This is a genomic window from Chitinophaga sp. YR573 (assembly GCF_900110995.1).
Classification (GTDB): domain Bacteria; phylum Bacteroidota; class Bacteroidia; order Chitinophagales; family Chitinophagaceae; genus Chitinophaga.
On the sequence record NZ_FOJF01000003.1, the window covers coordinates 251,980 to 270,767 of the forward strand.

General features: G+C 44.3%; 12 protein-coding genes. 9 read left to right on the forward strand and 3 right to left on the reverse strand.

Going from position 1 to position 18,788, the window contains the following annotated elements:
• Positions 1–8: 8 nt before the first annotated feature.
• From BMW86_RS27430 to BMW86_RS27460, 9 genes are all read left to right on the forward strand, one after another.
• Complete coding sequence (locus tag BMW86_RS27430) at positions 9–1,463, forward strand: RagB/SusD family nutrient uptake outer membrane protein (RefSeq protein WP_177189419.1); 1,455 nt, start codon at positions 9–11, stop codon at positions 1,461–1,463.
• 68 nt (positions 1,464–1,531) lie between these two features.
• Positions 1,532–2,146, forward strand: coding sequence for a hypothetical protein (locus tag BMW86_RS27435; RefSeq protein WP_089786233.1), 615 nt, complete (start codon positions 1,532–1,534; stop codon positions 2,144–2,146).
• A 60-nt stretch (positions 2,147–2,206) separates the two neighbouring features.
• Positions 2,207–2,362, forward strand: coding sequence for a hypothetical protein (locus tag BMW86_RS32915; RefSeq protein ID WP_177189420.1), 156 nt, complete (start codon positions 2,207–2,209; stop codon positions 2,360–2,362).
• Between the two features lie 299 nt (positions 2,363–2,661).
• Positions 2,662–2,793 carry a hypothetical protein gene (locus BMW86_RS33240; RefSeq protein ID WP_255373026.1) on the forward strand — a complete coding sequence of 44 codons (132 nt, stop codon included), beginning with the start codon at positions 2,662–2,664 and terminating at the stop codon, positions 2,791–2,793.
• Between the two features lie 164 nt (positions 2,794–2,957).
• Positions 2,958–4,871 (forward strand): alpha-L-arabinofuranosidase C-terminal domain-containing protein, encoded by a 1,914-nt coding sequence (locus BMW86_RS27440; RefSeq protein WP_089788182.1) that lies wholly within the window; start codon positions 2,958–2,960, stop codon positions 4,869–4,871.
• Positions 4,872–5,240: 369 nt separating this feature from the next.
• On the forward strand, positions 5,241–6,554 hold the full coding sequence (locus BMW86_RS27445) for a TolC family protein (protein WP_089788184.1): 1,314 nt from the start codon (positions 5,241–5,243) through the stop codon (positions 6,552–6,554).
• Between the two features lie 12 nt (positions 6,555–6,566).
• A complete protein-coding gene (locus tag BMW86_RS27450; protein ID WP_089786235.1) occupies positions 6,567–7,817 on the forward strand; it encodes an efflux RND transporter periplasmic adaptor subunit in 1,251 nt (416 codons plus the stop codon).
• A complete protein-coding gene (locus BMW86_RS27455; protein ID WP_089786237.1) occupies positions 7,814–8,563 on the forward strand; it encodes an ABC transporter ATP-binding protein in 750 nt (249 codons plus the stop codon). Before BMW86_RS27450 ends, BMW86_RS27455 begins: the two co-directional genes overlap by 4 nt.
• Positions 8,564–8,565: 2 nt before the next feature.
• The gene (locus BMW86_RS27460) at positions 8,566–9,786 is read left to right on the forward strand and encodes an ABC transporter permease (protein ID WP_089786240.1); all 1,221 of its coding nucleotides are present in this window, start codon (positions 8,566–8,568) and stop codon (positions 9,784–9,786) included.
• Positions 9,787–9,819: 33 nt separating this feature from the next.
• Here the strand turns inward: BMW86_RS27460 and BMW86_RS27465 are convergent, their stop codons facing one another.
• From BMW86_RS27465 to BMW86_RS27470, 3 genes are all read right to left on the reverse strand, one after another.
• Positions 9,820–10,485, reverse strand: coding sequence for a hypothetical protein (locus tag BMW86_RS27465; RefSeq protein WP_089786242.1), 666 nt, complete (start codon positions 10,483–10,485; stop codon positions 9,820–9,822).
• A 12-nt stretch (positions 10,486–10,497) separates the two neighbouring features.
• Positions 10,498–10,674: a hypothetical protein gene (locus BMW86_RS32920; protein WP_177189421.1), complete on the reverse strand. Its 177-nt coding sequence runs from the start codon at positions 10,672–10,674 to the stop codon at positions 10,498–10,500.
• Positions 10,675–10,826: 152 nt separating this feature from the next.
• Complete coding sequence (locus tag BMW86_RS27470; protein ID WP_143056713.1) at positions 10,827–18,788, reverse strand: hypothetical protein; 7,962 nt, start codon at positions 18,786–18,788, stop codon at positions 10,827–10,829.

Consider the following 18,788-nt stretch of genomic DNA (forward strand, 5'->3'; position numbering starts at 1 on the left):
TGATGATTATGAAACGTATGAAATATATATTACTGATAAGTGGGGTTGTACTCTTTACCAGTGCGTGTAATAAAGTACTGGATGTTGATTCGAAGGGTGTTTATACAACTGGCAACTACTGGCGTAATGAAAGTGATGCTGTAGATGCAATCACTGGTATCTACAATATTTTACTGGAAGAAGATTATACCGGCTTCGTTGATTTCACTTATGATAACTGTTCTGATGATCAATATCATGCAGGAGACCATCCGGAGGATGCCCTTATAGAAACTTTCACTTTCGATGCTTCCAATCCTTCTTTAAAAGCACCCTGGAAATGGAAGTATGAAACGATCAATCGTGCTAACAATGCACTGATCTATATTCCTAACATTACGGCTATTGACGCGGATATCAAAAACCGTTGTCTGGGAGAAGCATACTTCTTCCGTGCTTTTGCTTACTGGCGTTTGTCGGTGGTTTACGGAGAAGTTCCATTGGTGTCTGAAGCGGATGTACTGGCAGGGAATTACAATAATCCAAAATCTTCTGTGGATTCTGTGCATGCACAGATAGAGGCCGACCTGTTAAAAGCAGCCGACCTGTTACCAGAGGCGTATAGTGCTGGCCGTGTGAATAAAGGCACTGCCTGGGGATTGCTGTCCAAATTATACCTCTATGAGGATAACCTGGATAAGGCGATTGAGTACGGCACAAAGGTAACCACCAACACCAATTATGCGCTGGCACCTACTTATGCAGCCAACTTCACTGCAGCTACCAGCAATAACAGCGAAATGCTATTGAATGTACAGACTACTGATGGCTGGGGCTATTCCGACTTTACTACCTATCATGGTCCGCGTGAGTGGGGTGGCTGGAACTTCTTCCAACCTGTAAAAGGATTGGTAGATGAATTTGAAGCAGGTGATCCACGTAAGGATGTATGTATCATGAAACCGGGAGATCAGATCAACATAGGAACAGAAATAGCTACCTATACAGCGAGCCTGTCAACAACCGGTTATCATTACCATAAGTTCAACGAATGGAAAAGCTCCGGTGGATTGAACTATTCACTGAAATATCCTTTATTACGCAGTGCTGATATTTACCTGGTGGTAGCAGAAGCTAAAATCCGTAAATCAGGTGCTGGTGCCGGCGATGCTGAGATCAATGCTATACGTGCACGTGCTTCTGCCAGTCTTACTCCGGTAAGTGGTGCAGGGATGACTGCATTAATGCATGAAAGAAGGGTAGAACTGTGTGGCGAAAATGAACGTCATCAGGACCTTATGCGTTGGGATAAAGCAGGTCTTATTAATATTGCTACTATCTATAATCAACCTAAGCTGGGTTCTGACGGACAGGTAATAGAGGCTGCGCGTACATTCACCAAGCCTAAAAACTACTATTTCCCGCTGCCTCAGTCGGAAATAGACAGGAGTAAGGGTGTGTTGGTACAGAATTCGAACTATTAATAATCAAAAATAGTACCTTGTATAGTAGTCAGCCGGATATTCCGGCTGACTTTTTTTATACTTTATATATGAAACCATTAGAACTGCCTGTTAACATCAGGGTACCAAGGATAGATGAAGTATCTTCCGATCCTATAATGCTGATGAGAATGAAAGCGCGGGAGTCCGCAAAGATTGTAGAAGGATATGCTTTCAGAGGAAATGATATAGATGAGGGTGAACCTTATACGATTTTCAGTGAAATCAATATTGATAATTCAAGATTATGGGCCTTATTTGAGCGATTAGCGGAAGTGGTATGTTATCCCAGGATGAAGTTGTTGTATAAGAATATAGATGACGAAAATCAGTCTAATACTGAATATGTGGAAACGAAGGAGATCATTGCGAAGCTGGCGAAATATAAGACGGAATTAACGCAGGACGGATTTCTTGAATTCGGGCTTTTTCATAAGGATGAAGATGTGTTGATAGTGCTGTATGTTAAGAAAGGAAAATTTATTCAACACTGGGGAATGGATGCTGCACTGTTTGAAAGTGTGATGAGAGAATTTTCGCTGGAGCATATCCCTGATTTAAATTATGTGGATCAATATCCGCTCATTACTGAGTCGTTGAGGCAATATAATCCTGATGTACTGGAGACCTCTGAAGTGATTGGATATCTTAAGTCATCATTTTAACGGGCTGATAATCTATTGCAGTGGGATGGGTTAATTTAAAGCTATTAAAACCTCTCACACATGAAAAAGGACAATTCAAAAAAGTTAAAACTGGGGAAGATTAAAATTGCTAATCTGAGTACGGCCAATACTGTTAAGCAGCAGGCCATTACCGGATCATGGATTTGCTCTATCACTATCATTTGTGCCGGTGACACACCTGGTGACACGCTGTAATTCCGTTTAGTTATTGAAGGCCCCGCTGTGCATTACCAGCGGGGTTTTTTATGCCCTGAAAGGGTGAGTTTCACTGAGATCTTGTTGCAGTGGTATCTGGTAATTTACTTTGTATAACCATAAAATCATATCATCATGAAAAAGGAAAGTTCAAAGAAGCTGCAACTTGTTAAGATCACAATTGCTACGTTAAAGGAAACTTCTGCAGTGAAGAGTCCTACTCAGCCAACCACGACAGTTCAACACACGTTTGATTGCAGAAAGGGCTGATTTTTTTGTAACCATCAACTCACACAATTATGAAAAAGGAAAGTTCAAAGAAACTGAACCTGAGCAAAATCAAGATTGCTAATTTAAGTATGACTACAGCGTCAAAGAAACTGGCGGCTCCAACCACAACAGTGTGGACGTCTAAATGGACGATTTGCTAGAAATCATCTAAACCGTTTTATTGTATTTGAGTCCTGCCGGGGTTACTGGCAGGACTATTTTTTTGTATTTTTTGTTATATGTGTCAGATATACATTAAAAATAGCTGTAAGTGTTGTGTATGTTAAATTCTGTCAGTACCTTGTTGCTGGTTAATTCCACCGTTATGACAAAAATTACATCTTTCGTTTATCTGTTATTTTTTAGCTGTATGTCGTTTGCACAGACGATTACTGTGCAGGTTTTGTCCCCTAAAGCCGTTGTTCAGCCAACGATGTGGGGGATCTTTTTTGAGGATATCAATTTCTCGGCAGATGGGGGATTATATGCTGAGCTGGTAAAGAACCGGTCTTTTGAGTTTACGCAGCCGCTGATGGGGTGGAAGCAGGTAGACAAAAAAGGGAAAATACTGATCGTGAACCGTGCCGATAATAAGGCGAATCCCCGTTATGCGCATGTTACCGGAGATCTGGCCCTGGTGAATGAGGGGTTCAGAGGGATGGGGCTTACGCAGCAGGAGCAGTATAATTTTTCTGTGTGGGCACGTGGGAATGCCGGGGTAAACGTGGTATTGGTAAATGAGAAAGGGGAAGATATAGGGCATGGCAGTGTGGCTGTTGCCGGTACTGAGTGGCAGAAATACACGGTATCCCTTACGGCTGCGCAAACAGTGGCAAAGGGTGCTTTACGCATATCGTTTTCAGGGGAAGCGGATGTGGATATGATTTCCCTGTTCCCTGCTAATACCTGGAAGCAGCGTCCCGGCGGTTTAAGAGCAGATCTGGTGCAGCTGCTGGCAGATCTGCATCCGGGGTTTGTACGTTTTCCGGGGGGATGTATCGTAGAAGGGCGTGACCTGGCGAATCGTTATCAATGGAAGAATACAGTAGGGAAGGTGGAAGACCGTACCCTGATCGTGAACCGCTGGAATACGGAGTTTAGTCACAGGGCACCGGGGGATTATTTCCAGAGTTACGGGCTGGGGTTCTTTGAGTACTTCCAGCTGGCTGAGGATATAGGCGCTTCTCCATTGCCTATTTTGAATTGTGGGATGGCCTGCCAGTTTAATACGGGAGAAGTGGCAGAGGATGTGGACAGTTACATCCAGGATGCGCTGGATTTGATAGAATTTGCCAATGGGACTATAGATACACGCTGGGGAAAATTAAGGGCAGATATGGGGCATCCTGCACCATTTAACCTGAAGATGATGGGAGTGGGGAATGAGCAGTGGGATAGTCAGTATGTATCCCGGTATAAACTCTTTGAAAAGGTGTTGAAGGGGAAACATCCGGAGATTAAGCTGGTGTCCAGTGTGGGACCTTCTCCTGATGGTGACAGGTTTGATTACTTATGGTCGGAGATGAAAGCAGCACATGCGGACCTGGTGGATGAGCATTATTATATGTCGCCCGACTGGTTCCTGCAAAATGCCCGCAGATACGATAATTATGACCGGAATGCGCCTAAGATCTTTGCAGGGGAGTATGCTGCTCATGTGAAGGATAAGGAGAAGGATGGGGCGGAAACGCGTAATACCTGGGGCAGTGCCCTGGCAGAAGCAGCGTTTATGACCGGATTGGAAAGGAATGCGGATGTGGTGCAGATGGCTTCTTATGCGCCTTTACTGGCCCATGTGGATGCCTGGCAGTGGCGCCCGGACCTTATATGGTTTGATAACCTGCGCTCTGTGGGTACGCCTAATTACTATGTACAGAAGCTGTTTGCGAATAACAGGGGCGTACAAACTGTTCCCGTATTGAGTAACGGACATACCCTGGCAGGGGAAGATAGCCTGTATGCCAGTGCTACAATTGATTCTGCTAAACATAAGGTATTCCTGAAGGTGGTGAATGCATCCGGTAAAGCCCAGACTTATACTATAAAACCACAAGGACCAAGGGGGTATCATATAGAGGTGATGCAGGTATTAACAGCCACGGATAAAGGAGATTTTAATACACTGGATAATCCCGGGGTAGTAAAACCTGTGGAAATCAATAAAGTAGGAGATAAGATGGGTAAGGTGGTGCTGGCGCCAAATTCCCTGAATCTGATTGTGATGAGTTATTCCCTATAAGGAAAGTGCGCGGTTAATACGGCTTAGACAGGAAGGAGATAGGAAGGAGACAGGAAGGAGGGTAGGCTGAGTAGATTGAAACAGGATGAATAGGTTGAGGGGTTAGATTGGTAAGTAGGTTTGAGAGATTGAGTTGAATCCGGCCTACTGTTAAGTACTGTTAACTAACATTAATTATTGTTAAACACAAAGCCCGCCACTGGCGGGCTTTGTGTTTGTAAGAACCCCTGCCACAAACATTCTGGCCATCTCTGTGTTATAATCAGAGCCATCCTCCTCCAATGAAAGCCCTTTCCTGTGGCACGCTTTTTATGACTTTATCTGTGTAGAATGACGAGTATGACAGAGGGGTTTGGGAAAAGTATTAATATGGTCAATAAACACATGCGCAGGCTTATCCTTTATCTTATCCTTTTCAAGGCATTTCCTTTATACGCACAGGATAGTACCACCGTTACAAGATGGGACCTGCAGCAATGCCTGGATTATGCAAAGCAGAATAACATCACTTTAAACAGTCTTCGTTTAAATGCACGAAGCGCGGAACAGGACCAGTTATTATCCAGATCAGCCGTATTGCCTAATCTGTCCGCTTCATTATCACCTACTTTAACTCACGTTAAATCTACCGGTAACGGAGATTTTGTTCCTTCATTCAATACTTCCGCCAGTTCTTCTGTTACCTTATATAATGGAGGATATCTGAAAAATGATATCAAACAAAAGGACCTGCTGGCAAAAGTAGCAGGACTGGACTTACTGGCTTCAGAAAATGATATCACCTTACAGATTACCCAGGCTTATCTCAATATTCTCTTAGCTAAAGAGAATATCGTGTATGTACGGGATGTAGTGGCTACCTCTGAAGCACAGCTGAAACAGGAACAGTATTTCTATGATGCAGGTTCTGTGGCAAGGAAAGACCTGGTACAGATACAGGCCCAACTGGCCAATGACAAGTATACACTGGTGACTGCACAAAACACCCACCGTCAGAATATACTTACATTAAAACAGTTATTACAACTGCCTACGGATACTGTTTTTGAAGTAGTAGAGCCGGATACGCTAATGGCTACTTCTCTTTCTCCGTTAAGGGAAGTACAGCAGTATGCACTGGCCAACAGACCGGAAGTAAAAAGCAGTGAGCTGAGTGTTCAATCCGCACAACTGGAATTGCAGAAAGTGAGGGCAGGGTATTTACCTACACTGACCGCCGGTGCTGGTATAGGATCAAGCTTCGGCGCCAATACTTATTACTCGTATCTGAAACAGCTGGATAATAATTTCTATCAGCAGATAGGGGTTACTTTATCTGTTCCTATTTTCAGCAGAAGAGCAAACAAAGTAAATGAGGAGAAATCAAAACTGGAAGTAGGACAGGCACAACTCACCTTGCAGAATACACGTACTGTTTTATCTCAGGAGATTGAACAGGCTTATATCAATGTAGAAAATGCGCAATCGCAGTATGATGCGGCAGTGGAACAACTGCGTTATACGCAGGAAAGTTACAGGATCGCGAATGAGCAGCTGAAGATCGGGGCCGCGAATACTGTGGAAGTGCTGCAACAGAAAAACCTGTACGTGCAGGCATTACAATCTTATATCCAGGCTAAATACAGCTCGGCGCTTTATATCAGGATCTACGATTTTTACAGGGGTATTCCCGTTAAGTTATAAAATTATCTACGGATGAAGAATAAGAAGGTGATTATAGCAATATTGATACTACTGGCGGGAGTAGCCGTGTGGTATTTCTATTTCCGGAAAAAAGAACAACTAGTTGTGATTGACACACAGAAGCCTACCTATGGGCATATCTTCACCAGTGTTACTGCTACCGGTGCAGTACAACCGGTAGATACCGTGGCGGTGGGTACGCAGGTGTCCGGCACACTGAAATATATCTATGCTGATTTTAACTCCACAGTAAAAAAAGGACAATTACTGGGAGAGCTGGACAAGATCCTTTTACAGGCGGAAGTAGACCGTAATAAAGGATTGTTAGCCAGTGCACAGAGTCAGTTGATTTACCAGGATGCACAGTTTAAAAGAGAGGACCAGTTATATAAAGTGGGGGCGGTAAGCAAAGCAGATTATGATAACCAGTATTATCTGTATACTGCGGCTAAAGCCAGTGTGGAAAGTGCAAGGGCTTCTTTACAATCTGCACAAAGGAATTTGTCTTTTGCAGATATTTATTCTCCTATAGATGGTGTTGTATTAAGCAGGAGTGTGAGCGTGGGACAAACAGTAGCAGCTAGTTTCAGTACACCTACTTTGTTTGTTATTGCAAAAGATATTACTAAAATGCAGGTACAGGCAAACGTGGATGAAGCGGATATTGGTAACGTGGCAGATAGTCAGCGGGTATCTTTTACCGTAGATGCTTATTTAGATGATGTATTTGCGGGGAAGGTACAGGAAGTAAGATTACGTCCTGCTGTATCTTCTAACGTGGTAACGTATACGACTATGATCAGCGCTCCTAATGATGATATGAAACTGAAGCCGGGTATGACGGCTACTGTTACTATTTATACGAAAGAAAAAGAAAATGTGATGCTGATACCTGCGAAGGCGCTGATGTTTAAACCGGATTCTTCTATGTCTAAGCAATTTGTGGTGATAGCTACGGCGCCGGCGGCAGCAGAAAAACATAAGAGTTCCAAACCGGTAACAGGTGGCAGCAGGGATACGGTACGGACTAAAACAACGGATCATGTAAAGTCTGTTGCTAATTATGTGTGGGTGCAGCAGGGGGATACTTTATTGCAGAAGAAAGTGGTGATCGGGTTGAATGATAATACACATGCAGAGGTTATATCCGGCTTATCGGATGATGAATTAGTGATCACAGGTATGCAACGGCAAACGAAAGCGGCTGCTGCGGCAGCGGCGAGTGGTGCCAGTCCGTTTATGCCACAACGCAGAAGACGATGAGCAAGAAGATACTTGAATTACAGAATATCAAGCGTTCATTTACTATGGGAACGGAGACTGTGCATGCTTTAAGAGGGGTGTCTTTTGATGTGATGGCGGGTGAGTTTGTGACTATTATGGGGAGTAGTGGTTCGGGTAAGACTACTTTACTGAATACACTGGGATGCCTGGATAAACCCAGTGATGGGGTGTATATGCTGGATGGAGTGAACATAGGTGGATTATCCCGGGATGAGTTGGCGAGGTTGCGTAATCGTAAAATCGGATTTGTGTTTCAGTCGTATAATTTATTGCCACGTACGTCGGCGCTGGAGAATGTGGAGTTACCGCTTTTTTATAATTCCTCTGTCAGTTATGAGGAGCGTAAGCAGAAGGCGATAAATGCGCTGGAAGCGGTGAAACTGGCGGACCGGCTGGACCATACACCTAACCAGCTTTCCGGTGGGCAGCAGCAACGTGTGGCAATTGCGCGGGCGTTGGTGAATGAGCCTGTGATGATACTGGCGGATGAAGCCACCGGTAACCTGGATACACGTACCTCTTACGAGATTATAGCACTGATGCAGGAGTTGAACCAGGTGCAGGGGAAGACGATCGTGTTTGTGACACATGAACCGGATATAGCGGCTTTCAGTACACGGACCGTGATGTTACGGGATGGGAAGGTGGTAAAGGATACTGCAAATACAAATATACGTTCAGCAAAAGAAGCGTTGGCAGCATTGCCACCGGCAGATGATTATTGATTATGAATATCTTCAATCTCATAAGAATAGCTTTTAAGGCACTGCAACGTAATAAGTTGAGGGCTTTCCTGACCATGCTGGGTGTGATCATCGGGGTTGCTGCGGTAATCGCTATGGTGGCAATAGGGCAGGGTTCCAAGCAGAGTATTCAATCGCAGTTGTCCAGCATGGGATCTAATATGATTACGGTCCTGCCTGCCAGTAATGTGACTGGTGGGGCCAGGTTAGGCGGGTCCACTGTGAATACATTGACGCTCGATGATGTAAAGGCATTACAAAAGCAGGCGGTTAACATCAGTTCTATCTCTCCTGCTGCTACTTCCAGTGGTCAATCTATTTTTGGTGCATTTAACTGGCCAACTACCATCTATGGGGTAAGTCCTTCTTACCTGGATATACGCCAATGGGAGTTAACAGATGGTATTCCTTTTTCTGAAGATGATGTAAGGGCTTCTGCAAAAGTGTGTTTAATAGGGCAGACAGTAGTTGCTAACCTGTTTCCGAATGGGGAAAACCCTATAGGCAAGATCATCCGTTTTAATAATCTTCCTTTCCAGGTGATAGGTGTACTGGTAGCAAAGGGACAAAGCTCTTTCGGGCAGGACCAGGACGATGTGATCCTGGCACCTTATACTACAGTGCAGAAAAGAATACTGGCCACTATCTATTTCCGCACTATTTATGCGTCTGCTATTAATGAAAGCGCATCAGATGCGGCTACAGATGAAATCACTACCATCCTGCGTAAAACGCACCGGTTACGTACCAGTGATGAGAATGATTTCCAGGTGAGGACGATGGCCGAACTGATTACCGCATTAAGCTCTACCAGTAATCTGCTCACGATACTTTTAACTGCTATTGCGGGTATTTCCTTAGTGATTGGTGGTATTGGGATCATGAACATCATGTATGTATCCGTAACGGAACGTACCCGTGAAATAGGGCTGCGTATGTCTATTGGTGCAAGAGGAATTGATATCCTGATGCAGTTCCTGATAGAGGCTATTATGATCAGTATTACAGGTGGGTTGATAGGTGTAGCATTAGGTATTACCGCAGCTAAACTCATTACTATATTTTTATCCTGGCCTACACTGGTGTCAGAATCTTCTATTATTCTTTCCTTTGCCGTATGTGCTTTTACAGGTGTATTCTTTGGATATTATCCTGCACAAAAGGCATCCAGGTTAGATCCTATTGAAGCGTTGAGGTATGAGTAATTATAAATTAATAATCATTGCAAGTTATGATTCTCAAATTGCCTGCTGATAATTATCACGATGCCATTCCATATAGTCTTTTTCCTGTCGTGGAATGAAAAAACCCTTAATACAATTAAGATTACGGATGCAAATCTGGATATGAGTCTTTTCCAATATGCCGGCACCTTCAAAAGCTGGTCCGCCTTCAGTGAACACTCCCCTTACAGAATCAAAGAGCTTTATATCAGTAAATCCTCTTTTTTGTGTATCAATCTGGATATCGGAATATATTTCAGAATGCATATATTCAATAACTGAGCAGTCTAATTCTCTCAATACTTTATCTTTATATGCATCCTTGGGAGCGTCTACATTTTTAGGGAGGGTTTTGTTGGATTTACTGTAATCGGCCTCCATCAAATTATAGTATGGTGGGAGCATTTTGATATACTTGGAATCAAGCATGTCAAAACATAACCCCAAATTAATTGTAGCACCAACAACAGCAGGATCTTTAATTTTACCTCGTTGTCTTTTGGCTTCTGCCCAATCTAACGCTCTTTCATAATTATTTTCCCAGAAGTACATACCATGTCCTAACCAATCAAAAGGTTCCTGGCTAATTTTGACTGTATCTGGATTTGTAACTAATGCATCTCTTGTGGCTTTATCACAGCCGTGGAAACCTATAATAAGGTTAGGTCTAACATCATACATGAAAAAAGGTAATTACTTCTTCGCTGATTCAACAGCTTTAGCAAGATTCTGGTAAGGTGCAGTAAATTCACCATGCTTGTCAAGAAGACCAGCTCTTTGCAAAGACTGCAAGGCCTGCTCCTTAGTCCTATCCTGCTTTAGCTTGGATTGGGCTAATTCTATAAGGCGCTGTATCTCTTTATCGCTCATGGTGACTCATTGTTGTTTTACAAAAATAAACATTTTTCGCATTAATAGGTATTAGAAAATGGATAAATTATTAAATTATCATATTGATAATCAATTTATTATGATTTTCATATTTCTGTTCCAACATGAAATTGATACCAGAGAGCATTGAATTAATACCCGACAAATACTTTCTTAGATCGCAGTCCTTTCTGCGAATAGTAACTTACGATGTAGACGCCACTGCTGAATGAAGGCCCCAGGTCGTGATAACCAATGCCTGACAGCTGCTGGCGCAGGATTACCTGTCCGGACATGTTACTTAAAGTAATACCGGCTTTATCGCCGGAGGCGATATCCGCTGATACATATATTTTACCACCTGCACTGTAAACATTGAATGTTTCACCAGCATCTTCCGGTGGAATAAGGTCTTTCAGACTGAATACCAAAGAGAAGCGTTTGTTGTACTCTCCTGTTTCAATCAGCTGGCGATAACTGGGATTACGTTGCAGGTCCTGGGTGATATTTGTTTTTTCATCACGCAGATAAATATGCAGACCGGCAGGTATTCTTTCAAGGTCCTGTACTTTAAAAGTAACCCAGCCTGATCTTTGTATAAGGAGTCCTAATGGTATGCTGCTGGTACTATCCTGCACATAAGGAAGGGCATGGATAGATAGTTTTGTCGTATCAGATAATGAATAAAGATTAGGCACTAAAGGATCTGTATTGATCAGTTTAAGTGCATCCATTTCAGGGTCTGTTGAAAGGGTAGCGGAATGATCAAAATAGATAACCGCTGCATCTTCCGGCATGGCTTCATCTGCAAAAGAAGCATTGAGGCGAAGTAATGGAACGGTTGAAGGTGCATCTCTGTGATAGCTGGGCGTCAGGTTATTTACCCTGGCAGTGTTGTTAACAGCAAATGTTGCAGTAACAGGATAAGTGCCATTGGTTACGTGAACAAAAAATCCCTGCATACTCGGAATGATATTATTGGCCACACCATCACTGGAAATACCATTGATATAAGTGCTGTATGTACCCGTGTATTGATTGGTAGTACCTGGATTAAAATAATAGAGCGCGTTATCGACGTTTGTTTTTGTCCATCCACCGGCAGCGTTCCAGTCTATTGGAGAAGGGTAGGGATTGCCTGCCAGGTTAAAGCCTAACGTATATGGCTGGTTATGATTATAGATAGTAGGTGAAGTTACAGTGCCATTATTCACCACCCCGGTCATATCAACTGTTTTAGGCGATGAAGAACTGCCAAAGTTTGCAACATATCCCAGCATGGGTGTTAGTGGCCCCGTAGTCGTTGTATAGATAGTATATCCTGAAGAAGCCTGGTTCTCTATATACGTATAAAAAGTAGGGAAGGTAGCTGCCAGATTCAGGTCATTAGAAAATTCATTCACTGTAGCGGATGTGAATGGAGAGCTGACATATCTGTAACCAAAACCCGAAGCCAGGTAACGTTGCATGGTTACGTTTCCTGTAACAGATCCCGCTCCGCTGCCATCTATCAATGCTGTTTGTGTAGCTGTAGATAACAGGGTAAGGAAACCGCCTGTGCTGAACTGACCGGTGGTGGCTTTTAATATGCCGGAAACTTTTAACGTGCCGGATAATGTTACACCTGCACTATTGTTTGTTGTAAGGTTTTTGATCAGGTTACTGGCAAATACGGCCGCAGGTATTGTTTGAGCCGTGATACTTATAAATTCGATACTGCCGTTGCTGGTAGTGAAAGTACCACTGTTTGTAATAGTACCTGCTATTTGCATGGCTCCACCATTGACAGTGACAGAAGCGCCACTTTGTATGGTGATGCTTTGTACGGTGGCTGTACCTGTGGTAATAAGCGGATAATTGGTTAAACTGGAAGGAATGGTCGCATCAGTGGTAATGAGCGGTACAAAATTAGCCGACCAGTTCCCGTTAAGATACCAGTCGGTGCTTATGGCGCCTGTCCAGGTATCACTGCTTACCAGTTCTCCTACAGCAATATCTCCAACGAAGCTGAGTCCTGTTCCCTGTATAGAGGTGGAAAGAGGAGAGACCGTTGTAGGTAATGACCAGGAAGAGCCATTATAATTAGCCACCTTAAAGTTTGCAGTAGTGGCTCCTGCATCCACGTCCGCAGCAACCCAGTTAACTGTTACAGATGCCGTTGTAAAAACAGTAGCGCTGTTCGTAAATGACCAGTAACGGTTTACACTTTTGATGGTGTTAAGCCCGGAAGTACCTATGTTAGGATGATCCGGAGTGGTCGTTACCGCACTGAGATTACCAGTAGTGGAGACAGTAGCGTAAAGAACGGTAGCGGGTGTATAAGAAGTATTATCGCCTATTTCAAACGTACGGGACACTGCCGAGCCGGTAGCGATATTCTTTTGTAATTTCCCATATACCCATCCGGTAGCCTGTGAGGCACCTGTTACGCTGCCGCCTGCCGGAATGATGACACGAAAACTGCTGCCTGTTTGTATTTTGCCTGCGCTGAATTTAAGGATCCCGTTTGCCGTCACATCTGAAGTGAGTGTGATGGGATTTGTCGTTTTATTTACAGTGAGATTATTAAACGCACCGGTGGAAAAGATATTCTGTGGCGCTGCGCCGTTAAAGATAAAGGTACTACCAGTGCTGGTGAATGTGCCACTAGTCATATTCCAGTTGCCATTGATGGTATCCGGAAAAGTACCTGGTACAAAGGTACCGTTAGTGAGAGTGAAGTCGCTTAATATGTATAAGGTATCAGTAGCTGTTTTGGTACCGGCAGTTGAAATGGTGAGATAACCATATGGCGTAGCGCCGGATACGGTCTGTGTAGTGCCATTATATTCCACGGTGCTTAAAGTATCCAGTTCATATGTGCCGAAGGCGGGCAATGAATTAGTACCACCTATTTTTAAGAATGCGTTATCATCAATACTAAGCGTACCTCCGGCTACGTCCTGGGCGATGCTGAAAGTGGAAGCGTCCAGGATGCCAGTGTAAATATGCAGGTCGGTAACAGCGGTTACATTTTTAGCCAGTGTAGTGGTGGCACCTGTATTTTTGCTGATGGCAAATTGTGCCAGATCAAAAGGGGAGGCTGTTCCTCCTATTACAGAGGCGCTGGCGCCCGTCATTATCAGTGTACCTACGGTTGCATCAAAGGTATTGTTATTGGTAAAGTTATGCGATACATTAAAATCACTGTTGGCCATGAGAGTACCAGTGATAGTCAGGTCATAAAAAGTTGTTCCCGGGCTACCGGTAAGCTGTGCACCGGCGCCACTCAGTGTGAATAAAGAGGTGCCACCGTTTAATGTACCATCACTTTCCATATCCCCTGCCACTGTAAAAGTATTGCTGCCCGCGTTAAAAACAGCATTATTCGCTATTAAAAAGTCGCCCGTTATGTTCCAGTTGGCAGATGGTGTAACACCATTGGTATTGGTGACCTTTACATTATTTAAAGCGGCAGGTGTACCTGTAACAGTGATAGCACCTGAGCCCCCGAATATAACGGTCCCTGTGCTTGAGAAACTGGTACCTGCCAGTTTGATGGTTTGTGTTGTACCTGGGATGAAATTCATCGTTCCGCTGCTAGTAACGGTACCGTTGTTGGTGAAGCTGCCCAGGATAGTATGTGTAGGGGCCCCGCCGTTAAAGATAGCTCCGTTACTGATGTTGAATGCAACTCCTATTATCCAGTTTACACTGGGATTTATACCAGCTGTATTATTGACGTTTAGTGTGGCAAAGGTAGGGGTACTGGTAGAATTCAATACAGGGGAAACATTCCCGTTGAAGTTGATAATACCGCTGGAGTTTGAGGTAATAGCATTTAAGAAACGGATGGTTTGTACACTGGTACCTGTGAAAGTGGTGGTACCATTACTAGTCAGCGAACCGCTGTTGGTAAGATCTCCGCTTACTGTTGCCAAACCGGAACCACCATCATAGGAGCCGGTGGAAGTAACGTTTAACAGGCCATTGTAGGTGATGTCACTACCACTTACCGCATAACTGCCATACACCGTTAACTTGTTAAAGGTGGTATTGCCTGTAATGGTTTTGGTGCTTCCATTCAGGATTATAGTACTTGTACCAGGAGTAAAAGTGCCGCTGTTGGCCCAGTTGCCGCTCAGGTTTACCGTATTGCTACTTGCGTCGAAGGTGGCGCCGCTGTTGATGGTAAGGTCACCGTTCACCGTAAGAGGGCCCACTAATGTTTTGGTACCGCTGTTACTGAAGATCGCATTACCCAGCACTACGGGTGGTATTGTTTGGGCTACCGTCCCGTTAAAGTTTACTGTACTTGAACTACTGACGTTATATGTGCCAAAGTTGGCCGGCAGATTATTGGCGCCGCTTACCAGCAATACTGCTCCGCTGGATGCTGTAAGTGTGCCTCCTACAGAACTTCTGTTACAGTTAAAGGTGGATATATCAAATGTACCTGCGGTGGACGTTAAATCACCATTGATAGAAATGTTACCGGTAAGTGTGGCGGTACTGCCTGGTTTGTTAATTGTTATATTATTAAATGTAGTGGCAGAAATGGTTTGTGTACCGCTTCCATTGAATAAAACGGTGCCACTTAATGACAGGAATGTTCCGCTGTTGTTCCAGTTGCCGCCTACGGTAGTGGTGATGCCATCGCCATTCAGGGTTGTACCTGAAGCAATGTTTACATCCCCGGTTATGGTGGAGGCTGCGTTGATATCCAGTTCACCTGCTGTAACAGTCAGATTACCATTTACTGTAGCTGCGGAACCAATAGTTGCGATACCCGCTGTTTTGTTGACGACGAGGTTGTTGTAAGTCAATCCGGCGACGATTTGTACTACATTGCCATTATAAGTAACTGTACTGGTCGAAGGGGTGAAGGTACCGCTGGTATAATTAAAGTTGTTGCCTATGTTCAAAGCCCCTGCACCTGTGAATGTGACGTTAGCCCCGCCGGATTCTGTCAGCGAACCGGCCACAGTAGTGGTGCCGGTTCCCATGTTGAGATTGATTACATGGTTTGCTGTACCATCACTTAGTGTAAGGTCTCCGTTTACGGTAATATTCTGATTATTGGCATTGATGGTATGTGTAGCATTGGCAGACCAGGTACCGCTGATATTTCCCTGTGTGGTTAAAGATCCACCCGCATTTAATGTAAGGGTGGCTGCCTTTGCGCTTCCGAATGTGATGCTTTTTGCTACAGCTGCACCGCTGGCAATAGTGGGTTGATTGGTAAAGGTGGCAGTACCTATTTCTACGATATCTGTGGCAGCCGGTGGTTTTGAGGGACTTCCCTGTACGGTAGTCCAGTTAGCAGCATTGAACCAGTCACTGCTTACAGAGCCATTCCATCGTACTAAATTAGTATTATCAGAAATGGTCCATCGGTTGCTTACATCCAGTGCGAGTCCGGTCAGCTCTACATAATTATTAGTGGTACTACGGTTCAAGGATCCAAGTATCGGCGTAGCTACTGCGCCCCATGTAGAGCCATTGTAATGCCATAAGCCCATAGTGGATTCATTATTCCCGTTCAGCTCTGCATCTTCGTAATGTAAACGGAGAGTCGTATTCAGGGAGACAGATGTACCTGTTACAGTAATAGTATACACCCTGTTAATGGAACCTCCGAAGGGGAAGTCACTTATCTGACCTTTTACTACGTTTACAGTCACCGAGGTAATTGCATTTATGCCAAAGAAACCTATTTGCATATTGGGCCCTTCAAAAGCATAGGTACTTAGACCAAAACCATGCGTATGACGTATGGTACCTAATATGATCCCGTTGCCAGACCTGTTGTTGGTGATGTTAACCAGGTTACTACCCGTATTCATACCGCCATTGGTCATGTTGAGGGTCACCACATTCACATCATTCAATAATGTGATCTGGTTGGTAGTAGCAGATTTGTTGATGGTGAGAATATTGAAAGAAGTAGCGCCGGTGATAGTAACATCTGTAATCCCCGTAAACGAAACAGTGCTGGAGCCTGCTGTAAATGTGCCTGAATTGGTCCAGTTCCCAAGTATGGTATGTGAAGAAGATCCGGCGCTAAAAGTAGTAGAAGCTGCAATCGTAAAATCACTGTTCACAGTAATAGCGCCACCGGCAGTCTTTGTGTTTCCGTTGGATACGATAAGATTGCCGTAACTACTACTGGTAACGGTTTGTGCACCACTCCCATTATAGTTGACAGTATTAGGTGTAGTGGCCGTCACATTTAAAGTGCCTGCGGTGATAGTATACGCACCTGCGATACCCAGAATTGCATTAGTAGATAACTGAAGTGAAGTGCCATTCAGTGTTACATTAAACAGGTTGGCTGTTCCGTTAAGCGTACTGGTACCGGTAAAGGTAGCAGTACCCGCGCTGGCAGTGAGACTGCCGCTTACGTTCAGTGAATTATTCACTGTAAAACTATTGGTAGTGGTAACTGTACCTGCAACAGATAATGCACTGAAAGTTATAGTACCACCTCCTGCAATAGTTTTAGTAGTGCCGCTCATGATAACAGTGTTGCTGCTGTTTGTAAAACTGTTGCTGACAGATAAATTACCTGTTATGGTGATGCTGCTGGTGGAACTTACAGTACCGGAGATCGTGAGGTTATCAAATATAAAGCCTGTACCTGCAATTGTTTTTGTTGTACCGGACATCGTGAGTGTACCGCCTGCTGCATGTGTAAATGATCCTGGTCCTGTAGTAGACAGATTCCCTGCTACGGTAATACTGCTGGTAGCCGCGCCGGTAATATTGGATGCCGTAAAAGAAAGATTATTGAAACCATGTGTACCGGTACCGCTGATAGACATTCCGGCCCCTGTCATATTAACCGTGCTGGTACTTCCGGTGAAAGTGCCATTATTTACCCAGTTGCCTGAAACGTTATTAGTGAAGCTGCTTCCATTGAAAGTGGTGGAAGCTCCTATAGTTACATTACCGCTTATTGTGATATTGGAGGCTGCTGTGAAGCTCACCGAAGTTCCTGCACCTTGCGTACTGGTGAGGTTACCTACAACTGTAAAGTCTGTGGCGGGCATTGTTTTTATAGCGGCCCCGCTGGATGAGGACAGTGTTAAATTACCATAGGTCTGGGCAGAAACGGTCTGGTTGGTACCGGAATATTCTACTGTGCTGGTTAAGCTAAGGGAGCGGGTAGCGTAATTAGCCGGAAAGGTATTTGTACCGCCTATTTTCAGTGTGGCCCCATTGGATACGGTTAACGTACCACCTGTAACAGTTGTACCTCTGTTAGCAGTGAATGTGGAGAGGTCCAGTGTCCCCGCGCTTACTGTAATATTACCCGTGGTAGCAGAACTCGACACCAGTGAGTTTAAATTCCCTGCTACTGTTTTAGTTCCAGATCCGCTTATTCTAAGAGTGGAATACGTCAGTGTTTCCCTGACCGTTTGATTCACCAGGGTAGCGCTGTATTCAACTGTTGATCCTGCGGAGAGAGTAACGGACCCTGATTGAGCATAATTGCCCACAAAGGTGGATGCATTCACTTTTAGTACACCTGAAGCACCAACACTTAACGTGGTGGCGCCTGATATTACGAAAGGAGTGACATTCTCCGCGGGGATGAATGTGCCGTTCACTGCAAATGCGTTGGTGATAGATGCGTTTATATTCAATGTAGTGGTACTGCCTGCGTTCACGGTCACTTTTCTGAAGGGAGTGGCAACAGAACCGCCTATTGATTGAGCAGTACCTGCAAATGTCACTTTTGAATTGGTGCTTGTGCCTGAATAGGTACCATTGTTCGTCCAGTTACCTTTGGCAGTCAGCGTAACACCTGACTGGTTGATCCTTCCATTGGAAGCAATGGTGAGGTTACCGGCAACCGTCAAACTTCTGCTCTGCGTAAGTATGGGAGATCCTGAACCACCGCCTATAGTCAGTGATTTACAGGTAGATGAAACGTTTACTGTAGGCTGGAAGGGGCCGGTGAAACTGGCATCGCCAATCACTGCATCTACAGTAGAAGTAGGTACGCCGGCGGTCCAGTTACTGGCATTATTCCATGAAGTACTGCTGGTCCCTTTCCAGCTTGTCTGGCCCATAGTGTAGAGGGGAAAGAGCAAAAGGACAGACAATAATATTTTTATCTGAATGCGCAT

Coding starts and splice junctions, on each gene's coding strand:
- BMW86_RS27430 (WP_177189419.1), top strand. CDS start 9: ATGAAACGTATGAAATATATATTACTGATAAGTGGGGTTGTACTCTTT.
- BMW86_RS27435 (WP_089786233.1), top strand. CDS start 1,532: ATGAAACCATTAGAACTGCCTGTTAACATCAGGGTACCAAGGATAGAT.
- BMW86_RS32915 (WP_177189420.1), top strand. CDS start 2,207: ATGAAAAAGGACAATTCAAAAAAGTTAAAACTGGGGAAGATTAAAATT.
- BMW86_RS33240 (WP_255373026.1), top strand. CDS start 2,662: ATGAAAAAGGAAAGTTCAAAGAAACTGAACCTGAGCAAAATCAAGATT.
- BMW86_RS27440 (WP_089788182.1), top strand. CDS start 2,958: ATGACAAAAATTACATCTTTCGTTTATCTGTTATTTTTTAGCTGTATG.
- BMW86_RS27445 (WP_089788184.1), top strand. CDS start 5,241: ATGGTCAATAAACACATGCGCAGGCTTATCCTTTATCTTATCCTTTTC.
- BMW86_RS27450 (WP_089786235.1), top strand. CDS start 6,567: ATGAAGAATAAGAAGGTGATTATAGCAATATTGATACTACTGGCGGGA.
- BMW86_RS27455 (WP_089786237.1), top strand. CDS start 7,814: ATGAGCAAGAAGATACTTGAATTACAGAATATCAAGCGTTCATTTACT.
- BMW86_RS27460 (WP_089786240.1), top strand. CDS start 8,566: ATGAATATCTTCAATCTCATAAGAATAGCTTTTAAGGCACTGCAACGT.
- BMW86_RS27465 (WP_089786242.1), bottom strand. CDS start 10,485: ATGTATGATGTTAGACCTAACCTTATTATAGGTTTCCACGGCTGTGAT.
- BMW86_RS32920 (WP_177189421.1), bottom strand. CDS start 10,674: ATGAGCGATAAAGAGATACAGCGCCTTATAGAATTAGCCCAATCCAAG.
- BMW86_RS27470 (WP_143056713.1), bottom strand. CDS start 18,788: ATGCGCATTCAGATAAAAATATTATTGTCTGTCCTTTTGCTCTTTCCC.